Consider the following 12,575-nt stretch of genomic DNA (forward strand, 5'->3'; position numbering starts at 1 on the left):
ATGGCGAAGGCGGCGACTCAGGCAAAGGGCAAGGCGGCGTACGCGTGCTCCGAGTGTGGTTGGACCGCGGCGCGGTGGATCGGGCGATGCGGCGAGTGCCAGGCCTGGGGCACGGTCGTCGAGGTCGGTGCGCCGAAGGCCGCGCGGATCACCGCCGGCCCGGTGACGTCGCCGGCGATGCCGATCGCCAAGGTGTCCGCGATCGAGGCCGAGTCCCGCCCGACCGGCATCGGCGAACTCGACCGCGTGCTCGGCGGCGGTGTCGTGCCGGGCGCGGTGATCCTGCTCGCGGGTGAGCCGGGCGTCGGCAAGTCCACGCTGCTGCTGGAGGTCGCGGCGCAGTCCGCCCGCGGCGGTCAGCGGACGCTCTACGTGTCCGGTGAGGAGTCGGCCGCGCAGGTGCGGCTCCGGGCCGGGCGGACCGACGCGCTCGTCGACGAACTCTTCCTGGCAGCCGAGACCGATCTGGGCGCGGTGGTCGGTCAGGTCGACGCGGTCGAGCCGTCGTTCCTGGTGATCGACTCGGTGCAGACGATGGCGCACCCCGAGGTCGACGGCGCGCCGGGCGGAGTGACGCAGGTTCGCGAGGTGACCGGCGCACTGGTCCGGCTCGCGAAGGAGCGGCACATCGCGGTCGTGTTGGTCGGTCACGTGACGAAGGACGGCGCGATCGCCGGTCCGCGGATGCTCGAGCACCTGGTCGACGTCGTGCTCGCGTTCGACGGCGACCGGCACTCGGGGTTCCGGATGGTGCGCGCGACCAAGAACCGGTTCGGCCCGTCCGACGAGGTCGGTTGTTTCGACATGGTCGACACCGGGATCGTCGAGGTCACCGATCCGACCGGACTGTTCGTCTCCGAGCACGCCGAGCCGGTCGCCGGCACCTGCGTGACGGTGATGATGGAGGGCCGCCGCCCGCTGCTGGCCGAGGTGCAGGCGCTGGTCGGTCCGTCCGCCGCACCACAGCCGCGCCGCACCACATCAGGACTGGAGTCGTCCCGGGTCGCAATGGTCCTCGCCGTACTGGGCAACCGCGCCGGCCTGAAGTTGGCCGACCAAGAGGTGTACGTCGCCACCGTCGGCGGCGTGAAGATCACCGAGCCGGTCGCGGACCTGGCGGTCGCGATCGCGGTAGCGTCCTCGGTGATGGACAAGCCGATCCACCCCGGGCTGGTCGCGATCGGCGAGGTCGGCCTGGCCGGCGAGGTCCGGCGGGTCGGCGGCCTGGAGAAACGGCTCGCGGAAGCCGCCCGGCTCGGGTTCACCAAGGCGATCGTCCCCGCCGACATCCCGAACCGGAGCAAGGACGTGAAGCCGATGGACATCCAGAAGAAGTACGGCCTCCGCACCTTCGCCGCCCCCGACCTCCGCTCCGCATTGCTGGCCGCAGGTCTCGCATAACGACCTGTGGCCAACGCCACAGGTGAGACGGGGCATCCACAGGCACGGGGTCGGGAACGTACCCTGGGTGCGCCCCCGCCGGGCTCATTGTGGAGCCCGGGTGTACGCCGATGACTGCAGGAGCACCCTGATGACCGGATCAAGAGTTGTCGCGCTCGGCCATTACCAGCCGGAACGGGTGCTCACCAACGACGAGCTCGCCACTATGGTCGAGACCAACGACGAATGGATCCAGAGCCGGGTCGGCATCCGGGAGCGCCGGATCGCGGCGCCCGACGAGCAGGTCGACGAGATGGCCTGGCGGGCCGCCGACAAGGCCCTCGCGAACGCGGGGATCGACACCTCGGAGATCGACTACGTCGTGGTCGCCACCTGCACCGCGATCGACCGGTCGCCGAACATGGCCGCCCGGGTCGCCGCGCGCCTCGGCCTCGGCACCCCGGCCGCGATCGACCTGAACACCGCGTGCTCCGGCTTCGCCTACGCACTCGCGACCGCCGACCAGGCCATCCGGGCCGGCGCCGCGACGAAGGCGCTGGTCATCGGCGTCGAGAAGCTCAGCGACTGGACGGACTGGACCGACCGCACCACCTGCGTGCTGATCGGTGACGGCGCCGGCGCGGCCGTACTGGTCGCGAGCGACGAGCCCGAGGTCGGTCCGGTGGTGTGGGGTTCGGTGCCGGAGATGTCGGACGCGGTCCGGATCGAGGGACGCGACGGACCGTTCGCCCAGGAGGGCCTGAGCGTCTTCCGCTGGGCCACCACGCAACTGCCGGAGATCGCCAAGCAGGTGTGCGCGAAGGCCGGCCTGAAGCCCGAGGATCTCGGCGGCGTCGTCCTGCACCAGGCCAACCTGCGCATCATCGAGCCGCTCGCGAAGCGGCTCGGCGCGGTCAACGCGGTCGTCGCCAAGGACGTCGTGGAGTCCGGCAACACCTCGGCCGCGAGCATCCCGATCGCCCTGTCGAAACTGGTCGAGAAGCGCGAGATTCCATCCGGCGCGCCGGTGCTGCTGTTCGGATTCGGCGGCGGTCTTTCGTACGCCGGTCAGGTCATCCGCTGCCCCTGACGCGGCAGGCGTCGTACCTTCACGTACCTCGTCCACGCGGGAAATCTGAACTGCACAGTCCGATGCACGGGCGAGTGCACGCGCATGCGCCGGTGCGGGCCGATCCGCGAGCTCCGTAGCGGGCGCTGCGGCAGATATCCGCACAACGGCTGGCGGCTGACCGCATAGACTCAGGTTCCGTGGCGGCGAACACGGACAAGAACAGCACCGGCGCCCGGCTCCGCGCGACGCTCGCGGCGGTGGCGCCCGGTACCGAACTACGCGAAGGACTCGAACGGATCCTGCGCGGGCGGACCGGCGCACTGATCGTGCTCGGTCACGACAAGGCGGTGGACGCGATCTCCACCGGTGGCTTCGAGATCGATATCGAGTTCACCGCGACCGGGTTGCGGGAACTCAGCAAGATGGACGGCGCGATCGTCCTCGACCGAGACGCCACCCGGCTGATCCAGGCCGCCGTGCACCTGATGCCGGACCCGTCGATCGTCACCCAGGAGACCGGCACCCGGCACCGCACCGCGGACCGCGTCGCGCGGCAGACCGGGTTCCCGGTGATCTCGGTGTCGCAGTCGATGCACATCATCGCGCTGTACGTCGACGACCAGCGCTACGTGCTCGAGGACTCGGGCGCGATCCTGTCCCGCGCCAACCAGGCCCTCGCCACGCTCGAGCGCTACAAGCTGCGGCTGGACGAGGTGTCCGGCACGCTGTCCGCCCTCGAGATCGAGGACCTGGTCACCGTCCGGGACGTGGCCGCGGTCGCGCAGCGGCTGGAAATGGTACGGCGGATCGCGACCGAGATCGACGGGTACGTCGTCGAGCTCGGCACCGACGGCCGGCTGCTCACGCTGCAGCTCAACGAGCTCGTCGCGGGCGTGGCCGGCGAACGAGAACTGGTCGTCCGTGACTACCTCCCGCCGGCCACGGGTCGCCGGCCCAAGACCGCGGACGACGTACTGCTCGAGCTGGACGCTGTCAGCCCGACGGACCTGCTGGACATCGGTCAGGTCGCCCGGGCCCTGCAGCTCGGAGGCGCCGAGCAGCTGGACGCAGCGGTCACGCCGCGCGGCTACCGGCTGCTGGCCAAGGTGCCGCGACTGCCGGGTGCCGTGATCGACCGGCTGATCGACCACTTCGGCCACCTGCAGAAGTTGCTCGCGGCAAGCATCGACGACCTGCAGACGGTCGAGGGCGTCGGCGAGAACCGGGCCCGCACGGTCCGCGAAGGCCTCTCCCGGCTGGCCGAGTCCAGCATCCTGGAACGCTACGTCTGACCACCTGCAGTAACTAGACGCCTCCGGTTCGTGAAAGAGCCGGAGGCGTCTTGCATTTCCTCACGCATCGACAAATACTCCATGTGGAACATTTCGCACGGAACAATCCAGGTGGAGGATCATGGCGGCCGAACTGACCCCGTTGGCGATCTCGGTCCTGGCGTTGCTCAAAGAGGAACCGATGCACGCCTACGAGATGTACCAACTGCTGGTCAAGCGACACCACCACTGGCTGGTCAAGGTCCGGCCCGGCTCGCTCTATCACACGGTCGAGCGGCTGGCACGGCAGAACTACCTCCGCGCCACCGGCACCGAGCGCGCCGGGAACCGCCCGGAGCGCACGACGTACGAGCTCACTCCGGAAGGGGACGCCGCCCTGACCCGGCGGGTGGAGACGGGCATCGAGGAGTACGTCCACGAGTACCCGCTCTTCCCCGTCGTGCTGAGCGAGGCGCACAACCTCGAGTCCGACGACGCCGTACTGCGGTTCCGCCGCCGGGTCGCGGACCTGGACAACTGGATCACCGAGATCGACGAGGCGCTCGCCGACGCCCGGGCGCGGCAGGTGCCGGAGGTGTACTGGATCGGCGGCGTCTACCTCCGGACCCAGCTGACCGCCGAGCGCGACTGGCTCGCCACCACCATCGAACGCATCGAGAGCAAGGACCTGGAATGGCAACCCAAGACACAGTGAGGCCGGAGATCCGGCCCTGGCCGGCATTGTGGGCCCTGGTGCTCGGCTTCTTCATGATCCTGGTCGACTCGACCATCGTCTCGGTCGCCACCCCGGCGATCCTCGAGGACCTCGGCGCCGACGTCGGCACGGTCGTCTGGGTGACCAGCGCATACCTGCTCGCGTACGCCGTACCGCTGCTGATCACCGGCCGCCTCGGCGACCGGATCGGCCCGAAGAAGCTCTACCTGACCGGACTGGCGTTGTTCACGCTGGCGTCGGTGTGGTGCGGGCTCACCAACTCGATCGAGATGCTGATCGTGGCCCGGGTGTTCCAGGGTCTCGGCGCCTCGATGATGACGCCGCAGACGATGGCGGTCATCACCCGGATCTTCCCGCCGAACCAGCGCGGCCGGGCGATGAGCCTGTGGGGCGCGACCGCCGGCGTGGCCACGCTGGTCGGCCCGATCCTCGGCGGTGTGCTGGTCGACGGGCTCGGCTGGCAGTGGATCTTCTTCATCAACGCGCCGGTCGGCGTGGTCGGGTTCGTCCTGGCGATGCGCCTGGTGCCGGACCTGCCGACGCACGAGCACAAGTTCGACCTGGTCGGTGTCGTGCTGAGCGCGGTCGGCTTGTTCCTGCTGGTGTTCGGGATCCAGGAGGGGCAGAAGTACGACTGGGGTCAGATCAAGGGCCCGATCTCGGTCTGGTCGCTGATCATCACCGGCCTCGTCGTCCTCGCGCTCTTCGTCTTCTGGCAGTCCCGCAACCGGGGCGAGCCGCTGCTGCCGCTGGGCCTGTTCAAGGACCGCAACTTCTCGCTGGCGAACGTCGCGATCACCACGGTCGGGTTCGCGATCACCGCGATGGCGTTCCCGCTGATGCTGTGGGCGCAGGCGGTCCGCGGGCTGACGCCCACGCGATCGGCGCTGCTGCTGGTGCCGATGGCGGTGATCGCGGGTGCGCTGTCGCCGTTCGTCGGGCGGCTGGTCGACCGGACGCCGCCGCGGTTCATCGCCGGGTTCGGGCTGCTGTGCTGCGCGGTCTCGATGTTCTGGATGAGTCAGGTGATCGAGCCCGATGTACCGATCTGGCAACTGCTGCTGCCGATCGCCTTGCTGGGTGTCGCGAACGGGTTCATGTGGGCGCCGATCGGTACGACGGCGACGCGGAACCTCCCGATGCACCAGGCCGGCGCCGGGGCCGGCGTCTACAACACGACGCGACAGGTCGGCGCGGTGCTCGGCAGTGCGAGCATCGCCGTACTGATGGAGTCGCGGCTGGCGCACAACCTGCCGGGGTCAGGTGGCGCCCCGGCGGGCGAAGGATTCTCCAGCGGCCGCCTGCCCGAGATGGTCCGGCAGGGGTTCAGTGATGCGATGGCGCAGTCGCTGATGCTGCCGGCGCTGGTGCTCCTGGTCGGGCTGATCGCCGCGCTGTTGTTCACGGCACCTAGCCACTTGCAGAAGCATCAGGTCGACGCTGTGCAGCCGGCTGATCAGACGACCTGAAAGGCCTGGGCGCCCGACAGACGGCCGTCGTACTCGGCCTTGACGACATAGGTTCCAGGCTTGGCGATCGGTTGACCCGGAAGGCAGCCTGGCCTGGACCGATGTCCGTTCCAGGGCACCGTGACCGCCGCTTGTTTGCCCTTGGCAACGACGAGGGTGGCGGTCTGGATCACCTTGTCGCACTGGGTCGTGCTCCAGATCTGGTCCGTGCCGGACGTCACGGTGACGGTCAGCTTGTCGGCGTTGACGGTCGCCTTGCAGCCGTCGCCGACCGGGTCGAACTGGATGACGAAGTTCAGCATCGAGCCGGAGACGATCTTCCGGTTCGCGGGCAGCGCGTCGATGCTGAGGTCCGAGCCCTTGCAGGTCAGGTCCGCGGGTGGCGTGGTCTTCGTCGGCTTCGGGGTCGGCGTCTGCGTCGTACTCGCCTTGGTGCTCGGCGTCGTGGACGGTGTGACCGGCGCGGCGCCGGTCGGGTTCGGCTGCGGGTCCGACGCGGCGGCGTTCTTCGTGTCGTCGCCACCGCCCGCGAACAGTCGCGAGATCAGGCTGACCAGCACCACTACGACCGCGAGCACCAGTCCACGCCGGAACCAGTACACGCTGGCGGGCAGGTGCCCGACCGGACGGAGCAGACTGCTCATGAAGCGCACTCTAATATCGGCTCCGTGCAGGACCACACAGGCTCGCCGCTAGCTCTCCATGACCCAGTACTGCGCTGGTACGACGCCAACGCGCGAGAGTTGCCGTGGCGGGAGCCGGGTGCCGGGGCGTGGGCTGTGATGGTCAGTGAGTTCATGCTGCAGCAGACACCGGTGAATCGGGTGCTGCCGGCGTACCGGAGCTGGCTGGAGAGGTGGCCGAAGCCGGTGGACCTGGCCGCAGAGGCTCCTGGTGAGGCTGTGCGGGCCTGGGACCGGCTCGGGTACCCCAGGCGCGCCCTCCGACTGCACGCGGCCGCTCAGGCGATTGTGGAGCGTCACGGCGGCGAGGTGCCGGACGACCACGCGGCTCTGCTCGCACTGCCCGGCGTCGGGACGTACACGGCCGCCGCGATCGCATCGTTCGCGTTCGGCCAGCGGCACGCGGTCGTCGACACGAACGTACGTCGCGTCCTCGCGCGCTCCCTCACCGGTGTCGCGCAGCCGAGCATCTCCCCCACCGCGGCCGACCAGCGTCTCGCCGTCAGCGCACTGCCCGTCGAAGAGCGCACCGCCGCCCGCTGGGCCGTGGCCTCGATGGAACTCGGCGCCCTCGTCTGCACCGCCCGTACGCCGCGCTGCACCGACTGCCCCATCCAGTCCCAGTGCGCGTGGGTCCTGGCCGGAAGCCCGCCGTACGACGGCCCGCCGCGCCGCGGCCAGACCTACGAAGGCACGGACCGCCAAGCCCGTGGCCGCCTTCTGGCCGTACTGCGAGCCGCATCGGCGCCAGTGCCGAAGACCGAGCTGGACACCTGCTGGCCGGACCCCGTCCAACGCGAGCGCGCCCTGGACGGGCTGGTGGCCGACGGCCTCGTCGAACCTCTCAGCCGCGGCCGCTACCGCCTGCCTGCGTGACACATCAAGAGGCCGGCTCGAAGAGTTCGAGCCGGCCTCTTCGACGTGGTGCTTCAGTTCTTCTTGCTACCGGCGGCTTGTTCTTCGTCGTCGGCCAGCAGGTCGAGCGGCATCGCCGGCTGGCCGGACAGCGTCGCCAGCATCTGGCGGACGTTGGTCAGCTGCGCGTTGATGCTGTCCCGGCGCTGCGTCGCGGCCGCGAGCTCGCGCTCGGACTCGGCACGGATCCGCTCGGACTTGTCCTTCGCGGCGGCGACGATCTCCTGGGCCTGCCGGTTCGCGTCGGCCAGCTGCTGCTGGGACAACCGCTCGGCCTCGGAACGCGACCGGTCGGCCTCCCGCTGCACCTGCGCGGCGCGGTCGGTGACGGCGGCCAACTGCTGCTCGGCGAGCGCCGTACGGGCAGCGAACTCCTGCTCGACCTTGCCCCGGCGCTCGGCCAGGGTGGTCTCGAAGGCGGCCGCGGCCTGCGCGGACTTGGCCCGCTCCTGCTCGTACAGCGCCTGGGCCTCGCTGCGGCGCGCGGTGGCGTCGCGCTCGGCCTCGTCACGCATGTCGTCGGCCTGGGTCCGGGCCTCCTCGAGGATCCGGGCGGCCTCGGCGTCGACCTCGCTCTTCCAGTCCAGGGAGTACTGCTCGGCCTCCTTGCGGACCTTCTTCGCGTGCGCCTCACCGTCGGCGACGATCGCCTCCGCATCGGTGCGGGCGCGGGTCACCAGGTCACGGGCCTCGTCGTCGGCCAGCGACAGGATCTTCGCGACCCGCTCACCGAACTCGGTGAAGGTGGGCGCGCGGTCCTTGGAGTCCTCCTGGGCGGAGATGACGGCCGCTTCCGCCGCGTCCGTGCGGGACTGCAGCTCCTGCACATGACGCTGCAGCTGCTCGGACTGCTGCTGCAGCGCGGTCAGCGAAGTGGTCAGCTCACGGATGTGCTGATCCACCTGGGCAGGCTCGTAGCCACGCAGAACGGTACGGAACGGGGTTGGGCTTTCACTGCTCATGTTTTCCGATGCTCACTTCGATGGGTGGGTGGATCACACATTGTCACTGACAAGGATCTGACTGTCACGTCCTCATCCTGATTCCCCCGTGGAACCCTCACTGGAGGACATTCCACCACCTGGGCGGAACCCCGGTACAGCGAGTGCCTCGATCACACCCGAAAGCTGGGTGAGCTCCTTGGTGATCTCATCACGGCGCTGGTTCAGCGCAGCGACCCTCGCCTCGGCGTCGGCGAGAAGTTTTCGGGCCTGCGCGCGCAGGGTATCGGCGTGCTCGCGGGCCTGAGCCTCGAGCTGCTGGGCCTCCGCGCGGGACTTGCGAATCAGCTCGTGCGACTGGCGCTGCGCCTCGGACAGGTCGTTGGCCGCGCGCTCCCGCAGTACCTGGGTGCTCTGCTCGGCCTCGGCCTCGCGGCGGTTGGCGCGCTCGATGATCTCCCGCGCGTCCTCGGCGGCCGAGGCCTTCAGCCGGTCGGCCCGGGTCTGCGCCTGGGCGGTGACCCGCTCGGCCTCCTGCTTGGCCGCGGCCAGGGTCGACTCCGCCTGCTCGCCGGCCGAGTACAGCGTGGTCTCGGCGAGCTGGGTCAGCTCGGCGTTCTCCTTGGCGATCGCGTCCTGGGTCTGCTTGAGCCGGGTGGTCGACCGGCCGACCACGCGACGCAGGTGCGCGCGCTTCTGCTTGAGCAGCTCGGCCGCGTCGACGGCGGCCTGGTCGCGGATCGCCTGCGCCTCGGACTCCGCGGCGCCGATCAGGTCGTCGACGGTCTTCTTGCTCCACAGCGTCTGCTTCTCGGCCTCGGCCATCGCCGCCTCGGCCGCCTTGTTCGCGTCCTCGACGATCCGCTGCGCCTCGCCCGACGCCGTCCGGCGGTCGGCCTCGATCGAGTCCACGACCAGCTTGGCCTGGGCCCGGGCGTCCGCCATCAGGCGCTCGTTGCCGGCCTCGGTCTCGGCCTTCCGCTCGGCGATCTCCGCGACCGCCTCGGCGCGCAGCTTGTCGATCTCCAGCGAGATCGCGGCCAGCTTGGCGCGCTCGGTCTCCTCGAGCTCCGCCGTACGGCGTTCCAGCTCGGTCCGGTTCTCGCCGCGCAGCCGCTCGATCTCGGCGTGCGCCTCGGCGATCTCGACGCGGGACCGCTCGCGGGCCGCCTCGACCTCGCGCTCGACCGCGGCGCGCAGATCGCCCGCCTCGGACTCGGCGCGAGAGATCAGGTCGGCCTCATTGCGGCTGGCCGCCTGCGATACCAGCGCGGCCTGCTCGCCGGCGTCGGCGACCAGCTGCTGCGCCTCCCGGCTGGCCCGCTCCACCATGGCCTGGGCCGACTCGCGGGCCATCCGCGCCCCTTCGAGCAGCTCGTCGGCCTCGTCCTTCACCCGGCGCGCTTCGACCTCGGCCGCCGCAACCCGCCGATCCGCCGCCGCCTGCGACTCGACCCGCAACTTCTCGGCGGCCGCCTCGCTCTCGACCCTTAGTCGCTCGGCGGTCGCCTCCGAGTCCGCCCGGCGCTTGGCCACCTCGTCGGCAACCACAGCCCGGAGCAGCTCGGCAGCGGACTCCGACTCGAACTTCAGCCGCTCGGCGATGACGGTCGCCTCGGCGCGGACGCGGTCGGCCTCGGCCGTGGACTCGGCGGTCAGTTTCTCGGCTGCGGCGGCAGCGTCCCGGCGTACCCGCTCGGCCTCGGCAGTCGACTCGGCGCGCAGCCTGTCTGCCGTCTCCTCGGCCTCGGAGCGGACGCGCTCGGCGTCGGCCTCGGACTCGGTGCGGAGTTGCTCCGCGGCGCGCTCGGCGTCGTTGAGCACCCGCTGGGCGGCCGTCATCGCGTCCGACCGGAGCTTCTTCGCGGCGGTCTCGGCGTCGGCCTTCAGGCGCTCGTTCGCGGCCCGGATCCGGCCGGCCTCGTCGCGGGCCAGGTCGTTCTCGTGCTCGGCCTGCTCGCGGAGCGTGTCGGCGATCCGCTGGGCCCGCTCGAGCACTCCACCAGCCTGCCGCACGCCAAAGGAACCGGTGTCGGCGACCGGTTCCTGGGTCAGCGGCAGACGCGGAGCGTCCATGCGACGAGATGATTCCATCCTCGGCCCCCTTTCCGACAGTCCGGGTCCGAACAGCGTGGTCACAGGGTTACAACGCGGCAGACGGGTGGTAAGTAACTGCTTCGTCAGCGGTCGCGCGATCTTCCCATCGATCCGTCGGCGGACGGAAGCCGTCTCCGTACCGAAGTGATCACGCTCCGCAGGACGATACGACCAATCAGTAGCCTTCGCATAAATCAGGCGTGTTTCCGGTACGCCGAGCCGCCTCGCAGTACTCGCACACCGGCCTGGACCAGTCCTCGGGCTGAATGCGCGAACGCCCGCCAACCCCGGAGGGCTGACGGGCGCTGTTGGCACGACCTGGATTACTTGCCGTTCCAGCTGGCGAGGACGCGCAAGTGTCAGCTCACTTGATGGCGGCGGGCGGCGCCTCCGGGGTGTCGTTGGTCCAGCCGGAGAGCAAGATCGAGCTGTCGCCGTTCTTCCCGCCGGTGTGGCTGCTGCTCAGGAGCTTGCCGGTCTTCGGGTCGACGATCAGCCGGAGCTTCAACTGGTACGCCGGGAACGAGAACCCGACCGCCGTACCCGTCCTGCCTCCCAGGTCCGTGACGTTCTGCTGGACCGTGGCGCCCTGCAGCCCCGCCAGTAGCCGGAACGCGGCTCCGCGGACCTTCGGCAGTGCCGGAGTGTCGCTGAGCAGACCGGCCGACAACTGCGCGAGGGCCGACACGTCGGTGGCGTCAGGAGCGGTCGCCGCCTTCACCTCGAGCAGCCGGGCGCGCAACTGCTCCGGGTCGGTCGGCAGCGCCAGCACGTCTTGCAGGGTGCCGTTCATCCCCAGAGCGGTGTAGCGGTCCGCGTCGTCCTTCAGCTCGAAGAAGGTGGCCTTTCCCGGCTTGGACGAGATGACCTGGTCGTGCTTGCCCGCGGTGTCGGTCGGACCGGCGTTCCAGGTCGCCGGCGCGCCCGCCTTTCGCCAAGCCGCCTCGTCGGCCGTCGTGGCCGGATGCGCACCCAGTGAGCGGGCTCCGAGCCAGGCGGTGCCGCCCTTCAGGCCGGTCCACGTCTCGGTCACCGTCAGCTCACGCAGTTTGTAGCCACCCGGACCGGCCGGGATCGACCCACAGCAGACGATCTTGCCGCCGGCCATGACGGTCCACTCCCTGCTCTGGACCTTCCTGACCCGGAAGTACTTGCCCGTCGTCGGTTCGGCCTGCTCCTCGTGGGCCGCCGCGACCAGGAGCACCTGGCCGGCCGACATCGCCGTCGCAGGGCCGGTCGCGGGAGGCGCAGCGAGGGCGGAGTCCGAGCCGCCGGAGTGCGGGCCTGGTGCGGACGCCAGCGGCACCGCGAGGGCGCCGATGACGACGGCCGCCGCGACTGTGGTGAGTCCGGCGCCGGCGAACCGGCGGCGACGGGCGGCACGCCGGCCACGGCTGAGGTCGGCCGCGACGTCGACGTAGGTGACGACCGGGTCGGTTCCGGCTGCGCGCTCGAGAAGGCTCTTCAGATCAGTCATCGCACATGCTCCAGTGTGTTCAGGGGTTCGACGATGAGGTCGCGCAGCTTGTCCAGCCCACGAGCGGTCTGGCTTTTGACGGTGCCCTGGCTGCTGCCCATCACCTCGGCGGCAGCGGCCACGTCCAGATCGCAGAAGTACCGCAGGACGACAGCGGCCCGTTGGCGCCTGGGCAGCCGTTCGAGCGCGGCCAGTACGGTCAGCCGGTCCTCCGGTCCGGAGCCGGCCTGCGGCCCGGGCTCGGAGACCTCGCCGGTCAACGTCTCGCGATGACGCCAGAACCGGCGCTTCTCGTCCAGGAACACGTTGACCAGGATCTTGTCGGCGTACCGCGCCGCTCCGATCTCGGGCCGGACCGCGCCCCACTTCACATAGAGCTTGGTCAGGGCGGTCTGCACCAGATCCTCGGCCCAGTGCGCATCCCCACTCGTGAGCAGACGTGCGATCCGCATCATCCGCCCGCGGTGGGCACTCACGTACTCGGTGAAGTCCTGATCTCGGTTGCTCGCCACGCGTCCTCCGGTCTTGGTTGGG

Annotated in this window: 11 protein-coding genes; 6 read left to right on the forward strand and 5 right to left on the reverse strand. The window is 70.2% G+C overall.

What is annotated here, in order from left to right; genetic code table 11:
- The 5 genes from radA (at position 1) to ACLJOO_RS07605 (ending at position 5,928) form a co-directional block, all read left to right on the forward strand.
- Positions 1–1,401 (forward strand): DNA repair protein RadA, encoded by a 1,401-nt coding sequence (radA, locus tag ACLJOO_RS07585; protein ID WP_410786097.1) that lies wholly within the window; start codon positions 1–3, stop codon positions 1,399–1,401.
- 130 nt (positions 1,402–1,531) lie between these two features.
- Positions 1,532–2,470, forward strand: a complete 939-nt coding sequence (locus ACLJOO_RS07590; protein WP_410786099.1) for a beta-ketoacyl-ACP synthase III — start codon at positions 1,532–1,534, stop codon at positions 2,468–2,470.
- Between the two features lie 179 nt (positions 2,471–2,649).
- Positions 2,650–3,744: a DNA integrity scanning diadenylate cyclase DisA gene (disA, locus tag ACLJOO_RS07595; RefSeq protein WP_130384924.1), complete on the forward strand. Its 1,095-nt coding sequence runs from the start codon at positions 2,650–2,652 to the stop codon at positions 3,742–3,744.
- Positions 3,745–3,865: 121 nt separating this feature from the next.
- Positions 3,866–4,438, forward strand: coding sequence for a PadR family transcriptional regulator (locus tag ACLJOO_RS07600; protein ID WP_410786101.1), 573 nt, complete (start codon positions 3,866–3,868; stop codon positions 4,436–4,438).
- Positions 4,417–5,928 (forward strand): DHA2 family efflux MFS transporter permease subunit, encoded by a 1,512-nt coding sequence (locus ACLJOO_RS07605; RefSeq protein ID WP_410786102.1) that lies wholly within the window; start codon positions 4,417–4,419, stop codon positions 5,926–5,928. The genes ACLJOO_RS07600 and ACLJOO_RS07605 overlap by 22 nt, the downstream gene beginning before the upstream one ends.
- Here ACLJOO_RS07605 and ACLJOO_RS07610 read toward each other — a convergent pair.
- Entirely contained in the window at positions 5,916–6,572 is a 657-nt protein-coding gene (locus ACLJOO_RS07610) for a hypothetical protein (protein WP_410786103.1), read from the reverse strand. The two genes, ACLJOO_RS07605 and ACLJOO_RS07610, sit on opposite strands and share 13 nt — an antisense overlap.
- A 24-nt stretch (positions 6,573–6,596) precedes the next feature.
- On the opposite strand from ACLJOO_RS07610, the gene ACLJOO_RS07615 reads away from it, so the two are divergent.
- On the forward strand, positions 6,597–7,487 hold the full coding sequence (locus ACLJOO_RS07615) for an A/G-specific adenine glycosylase (RefSeq protein WP_410786105.1): 891 nt from the start codon (positions 6,597–6,599) through the stop codon (positions 7,485–7,487).
- Positions 7,488–7,540: 53 nt separating this feature from the next.
- Here ACLJOO_RS07615 and ACLJOO_RS07620 read toward each other — a convergent pair whose 3' ends face one another.
- The 4 genes from ACLJOO_RS07620 to ACLJOO_RS07635 form a co-directional block, all read right to left on the reverse strand.
- Positions 7,541–8,488 (reverse strand): DivIVA domain-containing protein, encoded by a 948-nt coding sequence (locus ACLJOO_RS07620; RefSeq protein WP_355481965.1) that lies wholly within the window; start codon positions 8,486–8,488, stop codon positions 7,541–7,543.
- A 72-nt stretch (positions 8,489–8,560) separates the two neighbouring features.
- On the reverse strand, positions 8,561–10,543 hold the full coding sequence (locus ACLJOO_RS07625) for a kinetoplast-associated-like protein (protein ID WP_410786106.1): 1,983 nt from the start codon (positions 10,541–10,543) through the stop codon (positions 8,561–8,563).
- Between the two features lie 385 nt (positions 10,544–10,928).
- Positions 10,929–12,041 (reverse strand): CU044_5270 family protein, encoded by a 1,113-nt coding sequence (locus tag ACLJOO_RS07630; protein WP_410786107.1) that lies wholly within the window; start codon positions 12,039–12,041, stop codon positions 10,929–10,931.
- The gene (locus ACLJOO_RS07635; protein WP_410786108.1) at positions 12,038–12,553 is read right to left on the reverse strand and encodes a SigE family RNA polymerase sigma factor; all 516 of its coding nucleotides are present in this window, start codon (positions 12,551–12,553) and stop codon (positions 12,038–12,040) included. Before ACLJOO_RS07635 ends, ACLJOO_RS07630 begins: the two co-directional genes overlap by 4 nt.
- Positions 12,554–12,575: the final 22 nt, after the last annotated feature.

The organism is Kribbella sp. C-35 (assembly GCF_046549195.1).
Lineage (GTDB): Bacteria > Actinomycetota > Actinomycetes > Propionibacteriales > Kribbellaceae > Kribbella.